This is a genomic window from Bacillus sp. FSL M8-0277 (genome assembly GCF_037975305.1).
GTDB lineage: Bacteria > Bacillota > Bacilli > Bacillales > Bacillaceae > Bacillus > Bacillus pumilus.
Genome location: NZ_CP150255.1, coordinates 552,010 through 572,046 on the forward strand (window position 1 = coordinate 552,010; position 20,037 = coordinate 572,046).

The following is a 20,037-nucleotide window of genomic DNA, read 5'->3' on the forward strand; positions in this document are numbered from 1 at the left end:
TTGCCGATTTTTTTGATACACTAAAAGAGAAGACACAGTGAGAGGATGCAAAGTATGAAGACATCTGACTTTTTATTGAAACAAATTGCAACAGAATTAAAGCTTTCAACAAAACAAATTGAAAGTGTCATCAAGCTCTTAGAGGATGGCAACACCGTCCCGTTTATTGCCCGTTACCGGAAAGAGCAGACAGGCTCACTGGATGAGGTGCAAATTCAAACCATTTCAGAGCGCTATACATATATCCAAAATGTCATGAACCGAAAAGAAGAAGTCATCCGATTAATCGCAGAACAAGACAAACTGACGGATGAATTAAAACAAAAAATTGAGCAGGCTCATAAACTGCAAGAGGTCGAAGATTTATACCGGCCATTCAAACAAAAACGTAAAACAAAAGCAAATGTAGCCAAAGCAAAAGGGCTCGAGCCGCTGGCTGAATATGTACTCACGCTGCCAAACGATGAGATCGAGAAGAAGGCCGCTTCTTTTATCAACGAAGAAAAAGAAGTAACAAGTGTAGAAGAGGCACTTGAAGGCGCGCAGCACATCATTGCTGAACAGCTGGCAGATGATCCTGATATGCGGAAATGGATTCGCAGCGAAACGTACCAAAAGGGAAGTCTGGTCACATCAGGAAAAGACATCGAGAGCGATGAGAAAAATGTCTATGAAATGTATTACGATTATCAAGAGCCCATCAAAAAGATAGTGCCTCACCGCGTACTAGCGGTCAATCGTGGAGAGAAAGAAGGCATCTTAAAGGCAGCCATCGAGCCACCTGCTGAAAATATTCGTTTCTATCTCGACAAACAAGTCATAAAAGGCAAACAGACGACGGCGAGACCGTTTATCGAAGCGGCAATTGACGATGCGTATAAACGCCTCATTCAGCCTTCCATCGAACGAGAAATACGCAAAGAGCTGACAGAAAAAGCAGAGGAACAAGCGATTCATATTTTTGCTGAAAACTTAAGAAAACTACTGCTTCAGCCGCCGATGAAAGGGAGACGTGTACTTGGAGTGGACCCTGCATTTCGTACAGGCTGTAAATTAGCCGTCGTGGATGATACAGGAAAAGTCCATCATATAGGCGTCATTTACCCGCACCCGCCTGTACAGAAAAAAGCGGAAGCGAAACAAAAAGTGAAAGAGATCATTCAATCATCTAACATTGAAGTCATTGCGATTGGAAACGGAACAGCCTCAAGAGAGACCGAACAATTCATTGCAGACCTCATTCAAGAGCTGGATCAGCCGGTCTCCTATTTGATTGTGAATGAAGCAGGAGCAAGTGTATACTCTGCGTCTGCACTGGCGCGAGAAGAGTTTCCAGACCTGCAAGTCGAAGAACGAAGTGCTATATCCATTGCTCGAAGATTACAAGATCCTTTAGCAGAGCTCGTGAAAATTGATCCGAAGTCTGTCGGAGTGGGCCAATACCAGCATGACGTGAGCCAAAAACAATTAAACAGCTCGTTAACCTTCGTGGTAGAGACGGTCGTCAACCAAGTCGGTGTGAACGTCAATACGGCCTCACAGGCGCTGCTGCAATATGTGTCAGGTCTTTCAAAAGCCGTCGCAGGGAATATCATCAAGCGCCGCGAAGAGATTGGAAGATTCACAAGCAGAAAAGAGCTAAAGGACATTCCAAGACTTGGGGCAAAGACTTATGAGCAGTGTATCGGTTTCCTGCGCATCGCAGATGGACAAGATCCACTTGATCGGACAGGCATTCACCCAGAGAGCTATAAAGAAACAAAACAGTTCTTACGCATGATCAAGATGACACCAAATGATCTTGGCACAGAGCAATTAAAGGAGAAAATCGCAGAGGTCAAACTGGACGAAGCAGCAGAGCAGCTTGATATTGGTATCATTACACTTCAGGACATCATCGATCAGCTGACAAGACCTGAGCGTGATCCGCGCGATGAAGTACCAAAACCTCTTTTAAAAACAGATGTGTTGAAATTGGAGGACTTGAAGCAAGGAATGGAGCTGCAAGGAACGGTAAGAAACGTCGTAGACTTCGGCGCATTCGTTGATATCGGTGTAAAACAGGACGGGCTTGTCCATATTTCTAAACTCAGCAGCCGTTTTGTGAAGCATCCGCTTGACGTTGTATCAGTTGGTGACATTGTGACTGTATGGGTGGACTCCGTTGATCAGGTAAAAGGCCGCGTTGCCCTCTCCATGCTGAAACCAGAGTAAACAAAAAACGAGGCGCACCTTAGGATGGGGTGTGCCTTGATGTGACTGAATGTTTTTTTCTGTAGAAGTACCAGCATTGATTCAGCAACTTGATTTGGTAATGATTTTTTTCGAAAAAAGCCTTCTGCATCTGATTTTTCAGCCAGTTGGGCATCGCCCATTCCTCCTTTGATCAAAACAGTGGATGTACCTTCAATGTATGCAAAGGGGAAATTGTCCTGTTCGATGTTTTTATAGAAAGGAACGATCTTGATTGAAGGAGAGCGAGTTACAGCAGTTAACAGAGCATATTTCTGAGCATTTCTTTGGTAAGGCATTCCGCCATCAGGCTGTTTTTAATGACCGTCTCAAAACGACAGGCGGGCGATATTTACTTGGTACACACAATATCGAACTGAACCGCCGATACCTAGAGGAACATGGACGAGAAGAATTAATCGGGATCATTAAGCATGAGCTGTGTCATTATCATCTGCATCTTGAGGGAAAAGGCTATCAGCATCGTGACCATTCCTTTAAAGAGTTATTAAAACAAGTAGGAGCCCCGCGTTTTTGTACACCGCTAAAGACCGTACAAAATAAACGGCGTGTACAGAAGCGGCATGAATATGTCTGCACAGGATGCGGTCAGTATTTTATCAGGAAAAGACGGTTTGATACCTCTCGTTATGTGTGCGGCGTCTGCAAAGGAAAATTAAAGTGGCAGCGTACAATCGGTTCAGAGTGATAAGCATTCCTTTAGAGGATGCTTTTTTTTTGTGAGATGAAGTAGACACATTGAGACAAATAGAGACGCAAGTCTCATTTTGTCTCTTTTTTGATCGATGTGAATCGCTCAAAGCCTAAGCTTTCAAGTGCCATGATGTTGGCACGCTTTTTGCTTGTATAGAAGTGCAAGCAAAAAAGATAGGAGGTTTTATCATGGAAATGGCACTCACAAAAGAAAAAGCCGTTTGGATGTATCAAAAAATGCAGGAAATTCGCCAATTTGAAGATCAAGTACACACGCTTTTTACAAAAGGGATCTTGCCAGGTTTTGTCCATCTTTATGCTGGTGAAGAAGCTGTTGCTGTCGGAGTCTGCGCTCATCTGAATGAACAAGACAGTATTACAAGTACACACCGCGGCCACGGTCATTGTATCGCGAAGGGCTGTGATCTAAAAGGAATGATGGCAGAAATCTATGGAAAAGCCACAGGTCTTTGCAAAGGAAAAGGTGGATCTATGCACATTGCAGATTTTGATAAAGGAATGCTAGGTGCCAACGGAATTGTTGGAGGCGGCTTTCCACTTGCGTGCGGGGCAGCCCTCACAGCTAAATATAAAAAAACAGATAATGTAAGCGTTTGCTTTTTTGGGGATGGTGCAAACAATCAAGGGACTTTTCACGAAGGAATCAACCTCGCCGCTATCTGGAAACTGCCAGTCATTTTCATCGCAGAAAACAATGGTTACGGGGAAGCGACCCCATTTTCCTATGCTTCAAGCTGCAAATCGATTGTGGATCGAGCCGCCAGTTATGGTATTCCGGGTATTCAAGTAGATGGAAAAGATGTGACAGCCGTTTATCAAGCAGCAGAACAAGCGATAGAACGAGCAAAAAATGGAGAAGGTCCGACATTGATTGAATGCATGACATATCGGAATTATGGTCATTTTGAAGGGGACGCCCAGCGCTACAAAACAAACCAAGAAAAAACAGAACACCAAGAAGAGAAAGATGCCATCACTCTTTTTAAAAATGAATTATTAAAGGAGCAGCTGCTGACGGATCAAGAGATATCAAGTATTGAAGCGGCTGTAGCAGAAGCGATAGATGAAGCTGTTAGATTCAGTGAAGAAAGTGAATATCCAGATCAATCCGAATTATTGACCGACGTGTATGTTTCGTATCAATAAATCAGAAAGGGGAGAGGGAAATGACAAGAGAAATCAGCATGTCTAGTGCTTTGAATGAAGCGATTAAAATGGCGATGAGAAGAGACGAAGATGTCATTTTAATGGGAGAAGATGTTGCGGGAGGCGCTCATGTAGATCACTTACAGGATGATGAAGCATGGGGCGGTGTTCTTGGTGTAACGAAAGGAATCGTACAGGAATTTGGACGTGAGCGTGTCCTTGACACACCGATTAGTGAAGCTGGCTATGTTGGTGCGGCTATGGCAGCTGCGTCAACAGGGCTAAGACCAATTGCGGAGCTTATGTTTAATGATTTTATCGGTACTTGTCTGGACCAAGTCCTGAATCAAGGCGCAAAATTTCGATACATGTTTGGCGGAAAAGCAGAGGTGCCAATCACAATTAGAACGACACATGGGGCGGGTTTTAGAGCAGCTGCCCAGCATTCGCAAAGTTTGTATGCACTATTTACAAGCATCCCTGGTTTGAAAGTAGTTGTGCCTTCTTCACCATATGATGCCAAAGGGCTGCTGCTGGCAGCGATCGAGGATCAGGACCCTGTCATCTTTTTTGAAGACAAGACGCTTTACAATATCACAGGAGATGTGCCGGAAAGGTATTACACACTGCCACTTGGGAAAGCAGATGTGAAGAGAGAAGGATCTGATGTAACAATCTTTGCAGTAGGCAAACAAGTGCATACAGCACTCGAAGCAGCAGAAGAGTTAGCTGCTCAAGGTATTGAAGCGGAAGTGATTGATCCAAGAAGCTTGTCGCCGCTCGATGAAGAGGCCATTCTGACTTCAGTAGAAAAAACAAATCGTCTTGTCATTGTCGATGAAGCAAATCCAAGGTGCGGAATTGCCGCAGATATCTCTTCTTTGATTGCAGATAAAGGATTTGATTTACTTGATGCTCCAATCAAAAAAGTGACGGCTCCTCATACACCGGTACCATTTTCACCACCTCTTGAAGATATATATCTACCAACACCTGATAAAGTTGTGAACACCGTATTAGAGATGATTGGCAAGAGTCATGAGAAGATCTTGAACTGAAGAAAGGAGAGAGGGAGATGGCTGTCGAAGTTGTGATGCCTAAATTGGGCATGTCGATGAAAGAAGGAACGGTATCTGTCTGGAATAAGGAGGTTGGTGAGACCGTAAATAAAGGGGAAAGCATTGCAAGCATCAACTCCGAAAAAATTGAAATGGAGATCGAATCACCTGCTGAAGGAACCATATTGGATATAAAAGTGTCAGAGGGAGAAGGTGTACCGCCTGGCACGGTCATCTGCTATATCGGTGAAGGAAATGAACCAGTGGAGGAAAAGAAAGCTAGAGACAACCAGTCAAAACCAAAGAAAGAGAGAAAGAAAATCTCACCTGTTGCCCGTAAAATGGCGAATAGCGCAAACCTAGACATTGATACGCTCGTGGGGACAGGACCAGGTGGAAGAATTACAAAAGAGGATGTGCTTCATGCGCTTCCTGAACGGGAAGAGAAAAAACAAAATGAGACAGAGCATCAGCCTATTAACATGATGCGGAAAACAATTGCCTCAAGAATGATGGAAAGCCTGCAAACAAGTGCACAATTAACCATTACGATGAAAGCGGACGTGACACAACTTACAAACTTACAACAACAGCTAAATGAAACAGCCATAGCACGTTACGATACAAAGTTGACCATCACCGATTTTGTAGCCAAAGCAGCGATCCTTTCGTTGTTAGAACATCCTGCGATGAACAGTCAATATCATAACGGAGTTTTGGAAACCTTTGAGAATGTTCATCTTGGGATTGCTGCTGCGTTAGATAACGGATTGGCTGTACCGGTCATTCAGCATGCGGAGCGGTTAACGCTGATAGAGCTAGCGAAGAGCATTAAATTGTATGGCCAAAAAGCACGTGAAGGAAAGCTTCTCCATGATGAAATCCAAGGTTCGACCTTTACATTGACCAATCTTGGAGCCTATGGTGTAGAGCATTTCACACCAATTTTGAATCCGCCGGAAGCGGGTATCCTTGGTGTCGGCACAATGTATGACACCCCGGTTTATCAAGAGGATGAATTGTGCAAAGGGACCATCCTGCCTCTCAGTCTTACGTTTGATCACCGCGTGCTGGATGGAGCGCCGGCGTCCGCATTTTTATCAACGGTCAAAGCACATTTAGAAGAACCAATATCCACTCTTTTATAGGAAGGAGGTGAACGTACCATGACACTGGTCATTATAGGAGGCGGACCAGCAGGTTATGTGGCGGCCATAACAGCCGCCCGTTTCGGCAGGGAGGTTGTGTTAATTGATCAAGGTCAGCTGGGAGGAACCTGCCTCAATGAAGGCTGTATTCCGACCAAAGCACTTTTGCAAAGCGCCGATATGTATGAGCATGTGAAATCGGCTGGACATTTTGGAATTGAGCTTCCAGAACATGAGCCTATCATCCAATGGAATGCTGTCCAAAAACGGAAGCAGTCTGTCGTCAAGCAGCTCACTGATGGTGTTCGCTACTTGATGAATAAAAACAAAGTTACCGTGGTGAATGGGAAGGCTTCATTTCTATCAGCACATGAGCTATTGATAGAAAGTGAAGGGAAGTCTGACATCATTCAAGCAAAACAAATCATTATTGCATCAGGGGCAGCGCCTGCTGCTTTACCTTTTGCACCTTTTGATGGCGAATGGATCATTCACAGCAAGGATGCCATGTCACTTTCTTCGATACAAGATTCGCTTTGCATCATTGGGGGCGGGGTGATCGGCTGTGAGTTTGCGAGCATCTTTAGCAGAATGGGATCAAAGGTTGTCATGGTTGAACGGGCAGTACACATTTTACCTGAAGAAGATCGTGATACAGCACAATGTCTTCACGAGCAACTCGAAGAAACGGGTGTAGACATTTTGACGTCCGCCGCAGTCAAACAGCTTGATTCCTCTTCAAGAAAAGTAGTGGTGGAGAATAATCAAGGAGAGCGGTGTGAAATCCAGTCGGATCTTTGCTTAGTGGCCATTGGCAGAAATCCGCAGCTTGGAGAATTGAATCTTGATCAGGTTGGTATTGATTTTGATAGAAACGGCATCTACGTCAATGAACATATGCAAACCAATCACCCGCATATCTATGCGTGCGGTGATGTAACAGGTGGGGTCCAGCTTGCTCATGCTGCTTTTCATGAAGGAACGGTTGCGGCATCCCATGCATCAGGAGAACATGTAAAGGTCAATGAGCAAGTAATTCCGAGGTGCATCTACACTTCTCCAGAAATCGCCAGTGTTGGGTTAAATGAAGAGAGTGCTAGAAAACAATATGAGGAGATTCGGATAGGGACATGTGCATTTTCTGCAAATGGAAAAGCATTAATCTTAAATCAACCAGCCGGTCACGTAAAGGTCATTGTAGAACCGCAATATCAAGAAATATTAGGTGTTTCAATCATCGGACCAAATGCAACAGAACTGATTGGACAAGCGGCGGTGATGATGCATACAGAGCTGACCGCTGATACTTTAGAGCAGTTTATTGCGGCACATCCGACACTTTCAGAGGCGATACACGAAGCCTTGCTGCAAACCATTGGACGAGCGGTACACTGCTGAAAAAGGCTTCTTTTCTATCCGATTGACTTCTTGGGTTAGCTAATGATAATTGAAAGCGCTTTTATAATTATCTATAATGAATAAAAAGCCCCTAGAGGAGAGGATGGAATGAATCCGACGCCTTGTTATTTAAATACGTGGAAACGTTTTGTTCGTGAAGGTTTGCTTGATCAGTCTCGTCTGAATAAGAGAGTGGTGGAATCATGGCACAGGTGTAAACAGGCAAATGTGAATCCGTATTTAGATAAAGGACAGTCGTTGTTAGAAAAGGAAAGATTCAGTGCCCAAAAAAAGAAATATTCATTATTCCTAAATGCGGCTCTCCCTTACTTAAATAAAATCAGTCAGCAATTAAAAGAATCTGACATGCTGGCCTTACTCATCGATGCAGACGGTTATGTGCTAAGTCTGACAGGAAGCGAAAGAACGATGGTGGAAGCAAGAAGAATAAATTTTATGGAGGGTTCACGCTGGACCGAAACTGATGTAGGGACAAATGCGATCGGAACGGCACTCGTCATCGGAGAAGCGGTGACGATCAATGGAACTGAGCATTTTTCTATCGCCTCTCACCATTGGAGTTGTTCAGCCGCCCCTATTCGCGATGTAGACGGTACAATCATAGGGGTGATTGACATCTCCTGTATGACGGATAACAAGCACCCTTTTATGCTTGGAATGGCATCAACGGTTGCTTATGCCATCGAGAGAGAAATTCAAGTCCAGCAAAAAAGGAGGGAGATGGAGCTAATCACTCACTGTCTCCAGCAGGTGGAAGTAGACAAACCGTATGTGGTCTGTAATGAAAAAATGCAAATTGTTTCTGCCAGCAGGTCGATTAGAGAACGATTTTCAGACTGGTATGGAATGGATGTCGAGCGGCTTAAGGATCATCCATTTGTTATCAGAGGGAAACAGATCATTCAATCAGAGCACGATGGAAAGATGCTAGGCATATCCCTTTCCCTTGAAGAAGCAACGAAAAGCAGCATAACCGTTTCTTTTGCTCAATTTCCCGGGGAATCCGGAACAAGTAAGGTATTTCAACAGACGCTCAGCGAAATGAAACGAGCGGCACAAACAGATGCAAATGTATATATTTGGGGAGAAACAGGTACAGGAAAGGAACTGACCGCTAGAGCTATTCACTCTGCCAGTGAAAGGCATAAAGGACCGTTTATTGCTGTTAATTGCGGAGCCATTCCTGAAAGCCTTTTAGAAAGCGAATTATTTGGCTATGCTGAAGGGGCTTTTACAGGGGCAAAACGTCATGGAGCTAAAGGGAAATTTGAACAAGCTCATAAAGGAACACTCTTTTTAGACGAAATTGGCGAAATCCCATATGCGATGCAAGTAGCGCTTCTTAGGGTGATAGAAGAAAGGAAAGTCGTACCGCTCGGCGGGACACACGAAACCCCTTTGGATATTAGAATCATTACAGCGACACACCGTAATATGAACGAACTGCTGAAGGAAGGAAAAATACGAGAAGACTTGTATTACCGTCTTCATGTCTATCCAATCAACATCCCGCCGCTTAGAGAAAGAAAAGAAGACATTCATGATTTATATCGCTATTACCAAAAGAAGCACCACTGGCATGCGGCGTTTCCTGAATCATTTTTTCAGAAATTACTGGAGTATCATTGGCCAGGAAACATACGAGAGCTTTTTAACCTATTTGAACATCTAAGGGTCCTCTTTCCGCAAGGCGGATGGATTGGTGAATCGCAATATGCTTCAGTATTAGAGGCGATTGATCAGAAAAAGCAGAAGCTGCATCCAGCAGAGTGTACTGAAACTCCAAAAGAACTCACATTCAGGGAACGCATTCAAAAGCAAACAGTGATAGAAGCACTGCATAAAACAAAAGGTCATGTGTCAGAAGCAGCGAGGTTAGCAGGAGTGCCAAGAAGTACTTTTTATAAATGGATGAGAAAGTTTCATCTGTCTTAATCTCATGGAAGGCTGGATTTAGGCCCTTGGTCTACGTGAAGAGGTCGGGGGCTTTATGCCAAGTAAACAAATGGCATGGAAAAAGGCTTGACTGTTATATTAGTATATGTTAAATTATAAAAGCCGTCGCAAATGAAGCAGGGATGAAACGCTTAAAAATTCTTGACACATTTTTCTGGCATATATATAATGAAACATGTCTTATTATTCCGCAGTAGCTCAGTGGTAGAGCTATCGGCTGTTAACCGATCGGTCGTAGGTTCGAGTCCTACCTGCGGAGCCATAATGGAGAAGTACTCAAGTGGCTGAAGAGGCGCCCCTGCTAAGGGTGTAGGTCGCGCGAGCGGCGCGAGGGTTCAAATCCCTCCTTCTCCGCCATTATTTTATGGCCCGTTGGTCAAGCGGTTAAGACACCGCCCTTTCACGGCGGTAACACGGGTTCGAATCCCGTACGGGTCATGTTTTGTTTTTTTGATTCGTTGGGCTATAGCCAAGCGGTAAGGCAACGGACTTTGACTCCGTCATGCGTTGGTTCGAATCCAGCTAGCCCAGCCATTTTTTTATATGTTTTTCTGCATAGCAGATGAGCCATTAGCTCAGTTGGTAGAGCATCTGACTTTTAATCAGAGGGTCGAAGGTTCGAGTCCTTCATGGCTCACCATTGTCACGCGGGTGTGGCGGAATTGGCAGACGCGCTAGACTTAGGATCTAGTGTCTTTATGACGTGGGGGTTCAAGTCCCTTCACCCGCATTGTTTTTCAAACAGTGCACTTATGAATATATGAGCACATCATACACGCGGTCGTGGCGGAATGGCAGACGCGCTAGGTTGAGGGCCTAGTGGGTGAATAACCCGTGGAGGTTCAAGTCCTCTCGGCCGCATCAATGATACCAAGGGTTGTAGACCTTTGGTATTTTTATTTTATATAACTTCTAAATGAATCTGTCCAAAATAAGTCCACTTACCTTAAGTAAGTGGACTTATTTGTTTGAAATTATATTTTTATAGAGTGTCGTTCAATTGCAGCCATACCCTTTTGAAGTCAATCTAGCTCTTAAAAAGAGAACAAGCCGTTTGAATAAAGACTTCTGTAGCCTTAGAGATATCCTTCATATTTGGAACAGCTATACCGATGTCTCTATATGTGTTTGGCTTCAATTCACGAAAAACCACATCTTCAGGTAGGGATAATATGTTTTTTTTCGTTGTAATTGTAATCCCTAACCCTTCTTGTACCATACATAATGCTGTGTCGATGTAATCAATGACAAACCTAATCTTAGGTTTCAAATTTAAATCTTTAAATAAAGAGAGAATTTGAAGCTCATAACCCCCTCTTCCAATGATGATGTCTTCATGTTGTAAGTCAGGAATACCGATTGTGTCTTTTTGATATAAAGGATGACTCGAGTGCATAATGACAATTAATTGATCTTTCATTAAAGGCACGATATCAAAATCTTCTTCAGGTGGAATAATCATTCCTACATCCACCGTTTTAGAACGTAACCATTCTTTGACTTGAACTACACTTCCTTCTGAAATCTTGACTTCAAGGCCTGGATATTGATCTTCCATTGTTCGTATAATCTTAGGGATAAATCTTGTACATGCCGTTGGATAAGCCCCAATATGAACTTTTCCAATCTCTAACCCCTGTTCAGCTGCAATTAATTCATCTACCTTCTGCAAATCACTCAGGATATTTCTGAAAATAATTAAGACACGTTCTCCTACGTCAGTAAAGAACAACCGATTCTTTTTATTTCTCATGATTAGTTTTGTTCCTAATTCTGCTTCAATAGTTGCTACAGCGCGGCTTACCGCAGGCTGTGTCATGTGTAATTCCTCACCAGCTTTTGTGAAACTTCTTGTTTCTGATATTTGGACAATCAGTTGAATTTGTGATCTATTCATAGCGTTTTCGTTATCTCCTATATAATTAATATGCATTTTAATTATGTTGGAACTTAATGTATCATAATAGTAAATATAAATTCAAGAAATCAACCGGAAAGTGAGTTCGTTATCATATTTTATTTTTATTAAACAATACATGAATTTGGATTTAAATTTTTGGAGGAGGATCATAATGAAAAATATTTTAATCATTAATGCTCATGAATATCATGAGATGGCAAAAGGCCAATTAAATCAAACGTTAACAAAAAGAATGGTAGACAAGTTAAGCCCATTTTATCAAGTCAAAACGACAAATGTGGATAGCGGTTATGAAATAAAAGAAGAACAGGACAAGTTTATATGGGCTGATATGGTTATCATTCAAACACCTGTTTATTGGTATCACTACCCGGCTGCATTTAAAAAGTACATGGACACGGTATATGAACATGGAATTTTTTATAAAGGAACAGAAATTTATGGTGAAGGCGGTTTATTAAAAGGTCGTCAATACATGCTTTCTGTTACTTGGGGTGCAGGTGAATGGATTTTCAATAATCCAGCTGAGCAGCCTTTCTTTGAGGGAAGAGAAGTAGATGAGATACTATTTGCAATGCATAAAGCACAGCAATTTATAGGAATGAAACCTCTGAAAACACTTTCAAATCATTCGGCTCTCAAGCCGGATATAGAGAAAATATTTGAGAAGACGGATCAGCATTTAGAAGAGGTATTTTCTTTATCTTAGAATGACGGGAAATCTGTATTTAAGCTGTATGCATCATCATTGGCCCGGAAAAATTCCTGGATTTTAACTAATGACTTCAGCCTGAAAAAGGAGAGAAGTATGATGAGTACTAGTGAAAAAAGGAGATCGGGATTTTGTTCACAATGCGTTTCAAAATGTGGAGTTATATCCATTACGAAAAATGATCAGTTAATAAAGGTGATTCCTGACAAAAATCATCCGAATGGAGGAATCTGTCCAAAAGGAGCCGCAGCCCCTCAAATAGTCAATCATCCTGATCGTATTCTGTTCCCTTTAAAAAGAACTAATCTAAAGGGACAAGACCCTGTATGGGAAAGAATCACATGGCAAGAAGCCTTTCGAACCATTACTGATAGGCTCAAACAGATTCGTTCAGAAACAGGGGCGGAAACTGTTTCATACACTTATCCAACTGTTGGTGCGAGTGGAAGTTTTAACTGGGGCCCATATTTGCAGCGATTGATGAATCTTTATGGTACCCCCAACTATATATCCCATACAAATGTCTGCCAATGGGCAAGGGACGAGGGATCAAAATACACTTATGGTGTTGGGTTGCCTCAACCTGACTTTGAACATGCCAACTTGATATTAATATGGGGACATAATCCAGCAGATACGAATCTACAGACTTGGAAAAGACTGATGGCAGCACGAAAAAGGGGAAGTAAACTAGTGGTCATTGATCCACGTCGAACAACGACAGCTGGAGCGGCAGATTTGTGGATTGCGCCGAATCATGGAACTGATATTGCTTTAATATTAGGTTGTATTCAGTTTTTGATTAAGAATCAATCATATGACGATCAATTTTTACTCAACTGGACAAATGCCCCTTTCTTAGTCGATAAGCATACAGGGAAATTCCTTCGACCTGAAAATCATCAGTCGAATGAATTTTTAACTCTTCATCACAAGCAGAAACCATTTAAAATTAATACTTTAGAAGATCCTGAGATATGGTCAGAACAAATAGTGCTTACAGGTGAATATGAAAATGAGGACGTTTCTTCGGAAACCGTATTTTCACAATTAATGAAAAGAGTTTCTTCTTTTACGATTGAACATGTAGAAAACATCACGGGTGTTCCAGCTGAGAAGTTAACGGAACTGGGGGAATTATTATGCCAAGTAAATCCGATCGCTTATTATTCATGGAATGGCTTAGAACAGCATGTAAATAGTTCATCAACCAATCGAGCATTATGTATCCTTTATAGTCTGACTGGTTGTTTTGATAAGCAAGGGGGAAACATTATCCTCCCATCTTTACCAGTAGGCTTAATTAAAGGTGGAAATTTGATACCACTTTCACAACAGCAGAAACGTCTAGGATTAGAACAGAGACCCTTAGGTGCTCCCAAAATATCCGCATCTGGATATGATTTTGCCGATGCTGTATTGAACAAATCTCCTTATCTGATAAGAGGATTGTTAAGCTTTGGCGGTAATATGGTCACTCAAAACCCAGGAAGTGAAAATATGATAGAAGCCTTGAAAAAACTAGAATTTCATGTCCATGTCGATTTGTTTCATAGTCCAATGACAAGGTTTGCAGATATTGTCTTACCTGCTGCTCATGCTTGGGAGTCACCGAGTTTGTTGACTGGTTTTGAGGGGGATTTACAAACGGCGCAACATATTCAATACAAACCTCCGATGTCAAAGCCTCCTGGAGAAGCTCGTCCTGACCTACAAATCATAATGGACCTAGCTTTAGAAATGGGTTATCAAGAAGAATTTTGGGATGGGGATATTGAGGCTGCGTTTAATTACTATCTTGGCCCTCTCAATGTAACCGTAGCTCAACTCTTAGCTCAGCTAGAAGGAATATCCATTCCCTTAAACGTGAATTATTGTAAATATACGGAAAATAAGAATGGTGGAGTCAGTGGCTTCTCCACTCCAACGCGTAAACTAGAAATTTATTCTGAATTTTTGTTAGAGCGTGGGTATGATCCACTACCCCAGTTTGAGAAACCAATAACTGTTCCGCATTATCAGAAAAAATCTAAAGACTTTCCATTAGTTCTTTCTTCTTTTAAATTAAAAGGTTTTTGTCATAGCCAGCATCGAAATATTGCAAGACTAAGGAAAATGCATCCCGATCCTTTTGTTGAAATCCATCCACAAACAGCTCAAGTGTACAGCCTAAATGAAGGAGAATGGGTTTATTTAGCATCTCCTCATGGCAGGATGAAGGCAGTCGCTCGACTGACACAAAGTATACCCTTGGGTACGGTCTATACCCAAGCAGGCTGGTGGGATAAGTGTGATGAACTAGAATTAGCTGAATTTGATCCATCCTCAGTAGAAGGTGCAAATGTAAATCAGTTAATAGGCACAGATCAGCTAGATCCCTTATCAGGCTCCGAACCATTGAAATCTTATCACTGCCAGATTTATAAAATATGATGAACATTTTTATCTAATTGAAGAATAGAAAAAGTAAAAATACTATTAAAAGCTGAAGATTCCAAACATTGGGAAATTCGGCTTTTTTCATCTATATTACATAAAAACAGACTGATTTTATTTTGAAATGCATATCATTTTTGTTATCTCTTATATAATTAATATGCATTTTATTTATGTAATGACTTCATGTACCATTAAAAAGGATTGCGCATCAAGAAACGTATCGGAGGTAACAAGTATGATCAATCGTAATAGATTATTTCTATTTGCACTTATATTAGCTGCATTTAATCTGAGACCGGGTATCACGTCAGTTAGCCCAGTTCTAAATGGAATAACGGAGGAACTAAGCATGAGTTCGATGTCAGCAAGCTTACTCACGTCTATTCCTTTAATTTGTTTTGGTTTTTGTTCATTATTTGCAGGCCGATTGGCCAGTCGCTATCAATCAGAGAAAATTATTACCTTTTTTATCGCCTTGATAGGAGTTGCAACACTTTTACGTGTCTTTTCAAATTCTTCCGTAAATCTATTGATAACGGCTTTGTTTATTGGTGCGGGAATCGGAATTGTCAGTCCTTTACTTTCAGGTTTTATCAAAAGCTACTTTCCAGAGAATGCTGCTTCTATGATAGGCATCTATTCTACATCAATGGTCGTTGGTGCATCTATTTCAATTGGACTGACGACACCGCTGCAACACATGCTAAATGATTCATGGAAAAACGGATTAGCCTTCTGGAGTATTTTTGCTCTAGTCGCACTTCCACTTTGGTTCTTGGTTACTAAGCAAGCTCAAAAACACACCCATAAATCGTCCAAAAAGATTCGTGCGTCCTTGCCTTTAAAGAATAAAGAAGCCTGGCTATTAACTTGTTTTGTTGGTCTTGTCATTCTACTGTTTTATTGTTTTGCAGCTTGGCTGCCAGCAATTGTAGAGGAAAAAGGAGAAACTGCGGCATTTGGTGGTCTTATTGGTACTATAACCATGCTCGCACAGCTGCCGGCCACCCTTTTCTTGCCTAGTCTCTTAAAGGTAATGCCAAGCAGAAGATTTTGGATTACATTTTTCACACTCAGCGTGATGATTGGTTTATCACTGTTATGCTTTACAAACATCACACCTATTGTTGCGAGCATATGTCTCGGAATAGGCAGTGGGGGACTTGTTTCACTCACTTTATTATTACCAATCGATAAGACAGCTTCACCAATTGAAGCAAGCACCTGGTCAGCAATGACTCAAGCAATTGGATATATGATAGGTGCAGTGGGTCCATTTATCATTGGGTTCCTGCATGATTATTTAGGAAGTTTTGTTCCTACATTGTATCTGCTTATCACTCTAGGCTTGATTATTATCCTCTTGGGATGGAAACTGACGAGACAAGTTGGCTCTTTAGGAGTGGGAGTACCAGTGAAATAACATCATCACGAATGGTCATCCATTTGTTTGGTTGTGAAATGTGAGCCTGAAGAAACTAGAGTATTGAATTTAATGATAACCAAGGCTCTCTGACTATAAAGTAAAACTTGTTCAAGTAAAGTTTAGTGAACATATAAAGAAGCGATTTTGAGTAAGAAAATTGAAAATCATCTTTATTCAACTTAAAATAAAGGTTGGTAAATGATAATAATATACTTAAATGTAAAATGGAGGTTATCTGGTGTCGTCATTAAGGGAGCGTATTTTTTCAAGAGTAGATTTAGAATCAAAAAGGGTCATACAGTTTGAAGATTTACCTGATCTCCTTCAATCTTTTGCGAGGAGTATTCCTTTTGAAAATATAGATGTCATCTATAAAAATTATAGAGTCATTTCTAAAGAAAATCTTCAAAAGAAACTTTTAGATCATCATCGAGGCGGTTTATGTTATGAGATAAATCCACTCTTATACTACTTCCTTAAAGATTGTGGATTTGATGTTCAATTAATATCAGCAACAGTATATGATCATTCATCAGAGAACTGGTCAATTGATCATACACATGTAGCTATTATGTTAACATACCATCACAGAATGCATCTAATTGATTCGGGTTTTGCATCATTTCTTCCTCTTTCACCAGTTCCTTTTACAGGTGAGGTTGTACAGTCTCCCGTTAGAAATTATCGAGTAAGAAAACTGAACACTGAAAAAGGGTCCTATGTTTTTGAAATGCAAGAAAAAAATACATTAGAATATGGAGAATGGAAACTAGGATATGCTTTTAATCTGAACGAGATATCAGAAATAGAGTTAAATGAGATGCAAGAAACCATAGCAAAAAATAAAAAATCACCGTTTAATAAAAACCTTCTCGCTGTAAAAATAATAGAAGATGGACATATTACGTTAACAAAAGAAAAATTCATCAAAATTAAAAACGGTAAAAAAACGAAGAAGGTTTTGAATGAAGATCAGTATGTCAAGATACTGAATGAAAAATTTAACATTAATCTTTTTAATTAAAAGTGTATATCTTTTAGGCTCGTTTCATTAGGGAGGAGTATGACTTATGAATGTATTAATGATCAATTTTCCAGGGGAGGGGCATGTTAACCCAACTCTTGGCATAGTGAAAGCATTAATTAATCGGGGAGATACGGTTTATTATGTTACAACAGAAGAGTTTAAGGAACGAATTGAAGCTTTGGGCGCGAAAACATATCTCCACCCAAATTACCTTAAGGGACGGACACCTCAAAACACAAGCATTCATGAATTCGTGCAAGTCCATTTAAGGATTTCTATTGATATTTTAACGATCGTTCAGGAGCTTGCTCAATCCATTACGTTTGATTATGTGTACTATGATACGTTCGGTGCAGGATTATTGGTCAAAGAATACTTAAATATTCCAGCCATTTCTTCATCATCGTCGTTTGTTGTTCCTGAAGAACAATTCTTAACAACGTTAGAAAACAGCTCTGTATCACTCAGCTCGTCTTCAGAAGTGGAGAGGGAAAATGAAATGTTAATAAAGAAAATAGAGCACAGCTTCAATGTTAAGGTGAAGCATCCTTTTCAATTTCTTATGAATACAGCTGATTTGAATATCGTCTATACCAGTAGAGAGTTCCAGCCAAATAGCGAACATATAAACGATTCTTATATCTTTATTGGGCCAACTATCACGAAACGCAAGCAAACCAACAATTTATCATTAGATGAATTAAAAGCCCAGAAAGTCATTTATGTATCGATGGGTACTCTTTTTTTGGGTGGAGAGCCCTTTTTCAAAACTTGTATGGAGGCATTTAGAGATTTTAAAGGTAAAGTAGTATTTTCAATTGGAGATAATACGAAAATCTCTAAATTAGAGCCCTTCCCAGAGAATTTCATTGTTCGTCACTATGTACCACAGCTGGATGTCTTGCAGCATACAGACGTCTTTATTACGCATGGTGGAATGAATAGCACGAGTGAGGCTGTCCATTATGAAGTGCCCCTTATTGTGATCCCTCAAGCTAATGATCAGCCAATGATCGCCAAACGGCTGGAAGAACTTCAAGCTGGCTATACAATTCATCCAAATGAGGTCAGTGTACCAAGGTTAAAAGAAGCTGTTGATCTTATACTTTCTAACCCTTCATATCGAGAGAATGTTAGAAAGTTAAGTGTAAGCTTTAAAGAATCTGGAGGAGAAGAGAAAGCTTTGAGAGCAATAGATGAGTATTTAGCATCGTTCTAAAAGGTGAATTTTTTAAAATTTTTACTGGGAGTATTATTCATTTGAATTCAAGTTCTCTCGGCCGCATCAATGATAGCGAGGGTTGTAGACCTTTGGTATTTTTGTTTTTTATGACTTCTAAATAAATCTGTCCACTCACCGTAAATAAGTGGACTTTTTTTGTTTGAGATAGATATTTTTATCTAATGAAAGAATTTTAATAAGAACGCTCAGTTTTGATTATAAAAAGATGGCGCATGCTATCTTATCCGAATATGCTGAAGTGTATACTTTAGAAAGATTCTTAGACTATTTAAGTAATGAATTGCCGAAGCAACCGGAACAAATTGCATTATTTGATAGAATGGATTTATTTAATTAACTTTGATCATGCTTGCCCATTTTTATTTCACTTCTTTATTTTTGTAATTCAATATAGAAAAATGAAGAAACATCAGTTGACCTGAGAATGTCCTGGATTAATGTTAAAAAGTCTAATTAAATATAAAGAAAACAAAAAAATGTAATGTAATCAACTTTTCGTAAGTGATGTTACAAATTTTCTAGGTTGAGGGCCTAGTGGGTGAATAACCCGTGGAGGTTCAAGTCCTCTCGGCCGCATCTAAGAAACCAAAGGTTGTAGACCTTTGGTTTTTTTGTGTTTTCGAAGTAATTGAACTGTTATTTATGACAGTTTACGGTGATACCAAATTCAGTGGAACAAAGAATTTTGCTAAAATTGTGATAAAATATTGAAGGATAGGAAAGGGGAAAAATACATGTCAATTTACCATAAAGTCATTGGAGAAGGATTTCCAATTGTAATATTACATGGTTGGACACTTGACCATCAAGTGATGTTACATGCATTGGAACCGGTATTTGAAAAACAAAGCGGTTGGAAAAGAATATACATAGACTTACCGGGGATGGGACGTTCCGAGCCGCATCCATCTATTCAGAACTCAGATGATATGTTAGAAGCGGTATTGCGTCTTTTGGACGAGATTATTCCTGATGAACAGTTTATTGTTTGTGGTTATTCGTATGGAGGGTACATAGCTAGAGGTATTGTTCATTCACGCCGGGAAACCGTTCGTGGATTACTGCTTGTGGCCCCAATGACTATACCTGTATTCGATAAAAGAGTCGTGCCAGAGAAGACCGTTCTAAAAAGTGACAGCAGCTTGATATCACAACTTTCTCCAGAGGAGACGGATGAATTTTGTTCCATGGCAGTTGTGCAAGGAAAAACGGAATGGGAAAGATTTCGAGATGAAATTCACCTTCCTTCTAAACAAACAAATCATGAATTCATCAATAACATTCTTCAAAATGGGTATGGCTATACCTTCGACATTTCAGCTGAATTTCAGTATCCTACGCTCATTATCACAGGGCGTCAAGACGATGTAGTCGGATATCAAGATGCGTGGCGGCTGATCGAAAACTATCCAAGGGCAACTTTTGCAGTGCTTGATATGGCTGGCCACAATCTGCAAATCGAACAACCCGATGCATTTAACTCATTAGTTCATAACTGGTTAATCAGACTTGAATCGGAAAATGTGTAGTTGTACACCTTTGTATAAATAGAAGGTTTCTTGATTCGGGTTCATA

General features: G+C 40.6%; 15 protein-coding genes and 7 tRNA genes. 20 read left to right on the forward strand and 2 right to left on the reverse strand.

Annotated features, from left to right (window positions below; genetic code table 11):
• Window positions 1-54: 54 nt before the first annotated feature.
• Window positions 55-2,214 carry a Tex family protein gene (locus MKZ05_RS02710; RefSeq protein ID WP_309217964.1) on the forward strand — a complete coding sequence of 720 codons (2,160 nt, stop codon included), beginning with the start codon at window positions 55-57 and terminating at the stop codon, window positions 2,212-2,214.
• A gap of 19 nt (window positions 2,215-2,233) precedes the next feature.
• Here MKZ05_RS02710 and cmpA read toward each other — a convergent pair whose 3' ends face one another.
• Window positions 2,234-2,368, reverse strand: a complete 135-nt coding sequence (gene cmpA / locus MKZ05_RS02715) for a cortex morphogenetic protein CmpA (protein ID WP_095286213.1) — start codon at window positions 2,366-2,368, stop codon at window positions 2,234-2,236.
• 99 nt (window positions 2,369-2,467) lie between these two features.
• Here cmpA and MKZ05_RS02720 point away from each other — a divergent pair, with 99 nt between their 5' ends.
• From MKZ05_RS02720 to MKZ05_RS02780, 13 genes are all read left to right on the forward strand, one after another.
• A complete protein-coding gene (locus tag MKZ05_RS02720) occupies window positions 2,468-2,941 on the forward strand; it encodes a SprT family protein (RefSeq protein WP_309217961.1) in 474 nt (157 codons plus the stop codon).
• Between the two features lie 194 nt (window positions 2,942-3,135).
• Window positions 3,136-4,113, forward strand: coding sequence for a thiamine pyrophosphate-dependent dehydrogenase E1 component subunit alpha (locus tag MKZ05_RS02725; RefSeq protein ID WP_065097539.1), 978 nt, complete (start codon window positions 3,136-3,138; stop codon window positions 4,111-4,113).
• Between the two features lie 20 nt (window positions 4,114-4,133).
• The gene (locus tag MKZ05_RS02730) at window positions 4,134-5,171 is read left to right on the forward strand and encodes an alpha-ketoacid dehydrogenase subunit beta (protein WP_309217960.1); all 1,038 of its coding nucleotides are present in this window, start codon (window positions 4,134-4,136) and stop codon (window positions 5,169-5,171) included.
• Between the two features lie 17 nt (window positions 5,172-5,188).
• Window positions 5,189-6,319 (forward strand): dihydrolipoamide acetyltransferase family protein, encoded by a 1,131-nt coding sequence (locus MKZ05_RS02735; RefSeq protein ID WP_309217959.1) that lies wholly within the window; start codon window positions 5,189-5,191, stop codon window positions 6,317-6,319.
• An 18-nt stretch (window positions 6,320-6,337) separates the two neighbouring features.
• Window positions 6,338-7,717 carry a dihydrolipoyl dehydrogenase gene (lpdA, locus tag MKZ05_RS02740; RefSeq protein ID WP_327840876.1) on the forward strand — a complete coding sequence of 460 codons (1,380 nt, stop codon included), beginning with the start codon at window positions 6,338-6,340 and terminating at the stop codon, window positions 7,715-7,717.
• Window positions 7,718-7,825: 108 nt separating this feature from the next.
• A complete protein-coding gene (locus MKZ05_RS02745) occupies window positions 7,826-9,673 on the forward strand; it encodes a sigma-54-dependent Fis family transcriptional regulator (RefSeq protein WP_339161298.1) in 1,848 nt (615 codons plus the stop codon).
• Window positions 9,674-9,881: 208 nt separating this feature from the next.
• Window positions 9,882-9,956: transfer RNA gene (locus tag MKZ05_RS02750), tRNA-Asn, on the forward strand.
• 4 nt (window positions 9,957-9,960) lie between these two features.
• Window positions 9,961-10,051: transfer RNA gene (locus MKZ05_RS02755), tRNA-Ser, on the forward strand.
• Window positions 10,052-10,060: 9 nt separating this feature from the next.
• Window positions 10,061-10,132: transfer RNA gene (locus MKZ05_RS02760), tRNA-Glu, on the forward strand.
• A gap of 21 nt (window positions 10,133-10,153) precedes the next feature.
• Window positions 10,154-10,228: transfer RNA gene (locus tag MKZ05_RS02765), tRNA-Gln, on the forward strand.
• A gap of 30 nt (window positions 10,229-10,258) precedes the next feature.
• Window positions 10,259-10,334 (forward strand) — tRNA-Lys (locus tag MKZ05_RS02770).
• A gap of 7 nt (window positions 10,335-10,341) precedes the next feature.
• Window positions 10,342-10,424 (forward strand) — tRNA-Leu (locus MKZ05_RS02775).
• A 47-nt stretch (window positions 10,425-10,471) separates the two neighbouring features.
• Window positions 10,472-10,555: transfer RNA gene (locus tag MKZ05_RS02780), tRNA-Leu, on the forward strand.
• 166 nt (window positions 10,556-10,721) lie between these two features.
• Here MKZ05_RS02780 and MKZ05_RS02785 read toward each other — a convergent pair.
• Window positions 10,722-11,591: a LysR family transcriptional regulator gene (locus MKZ05_RS02785; protein WP_309217954.1), complete on the reverse strand. Its 870-nt coding sequence runs from the start codon at window positions 11,589-11,591 to the stop codon at window positions 10,722-10,724.
• 175 nt (window positions 11,592-11,766) lie between these two features.
• On the opposite strand from MKZ05_RS02785, the gene MKZ05_RS02790 reads away from it, so the two are divergent.
• From MKZ05_RS02790 to MKZ05_RS02815, 6 genes are all read left to right on the forward strand, one after another.
• The gene (locus MKZ05_RS02790) at window positions 11,767-12,324 is read left to right on the forward strand and encodes an NAD(P)H-dependent oxidoreductase (protein WP_309217951.1); all 558 of its coding nucleotides are present in this window, start codon (window positions 11,767-11,769) and stop codon (window positions 12,322-12,324) included.
• 102 nt (window positions 12,325-12,426) lie between these two features.
• Window positions 12,427-14,760 (forward strand): molybdopterin-dependent oxidoreductase, encoded by a 2,334-nt coding sequence (locus MKZ05_RS02795; RefSeq protein WP_339161301.1) that lies wholly within the window; start codon window positions 12,427-12,429, stop codon window positions 14,758-14,760.
• 241 nt (window positions 14,761-15,001) lie between these two features.
• Window positions 15,002-16,189 carry an MFS transporter gene (locus MKZ05_RS02800; protein ID WP_309217946.1) on the forward strand — a complete coding sequence of 396 codons (1,188 nt, stop codon included), beginning with the start codon at window positions 15,002-15,004 and terminating at the stop codon, window positions 16,187-16,189.
• A 241-nt stretch (window positions 16,190-16,430) separates the two neighbouring features.
• Window positions 16,431-17,216, forward strand: coding sequence for an arylamine N-acetyltransferase (locus MKZ05_RS02805; protein WP_309217943.1), 786 nt, complete (start codon window positions 16,431-16,433; stop codon window positions 17,214-17,216).
• Window positions 17,217-17,262: 46 nt separating this feature from the next.
• Window positions 17,263-18,438 carry a macrolide family glycosyltransferase gene (locus MKZ05_RS02810; protein WP_309217941.1) on the forward strand — a complete coding sequence of 392 codons (1,176 nt, stop codon included), beginning with the start codon at window positions 17,263-17,265 and terminating at the stop codon, window positions 18,436-18,438.
• Between the two features lie 758 nt (window positions 18,439-19,196).
• The gene (locus tag MKZ05_RS02815) at window positions 19,197-19,991 is read left to right on the forward strand and encodes an alpha/beta hydrolase (protein WP_309217939.1); all 795 of its coding nucleotides are present in this window, start codon (window positions 19,197-19,199) and stop codon (window positions 19,989-19,991) included.
• The last annotated feature ends 46 nt before the right edge of the window (window positions 19,992-20,037 follow it).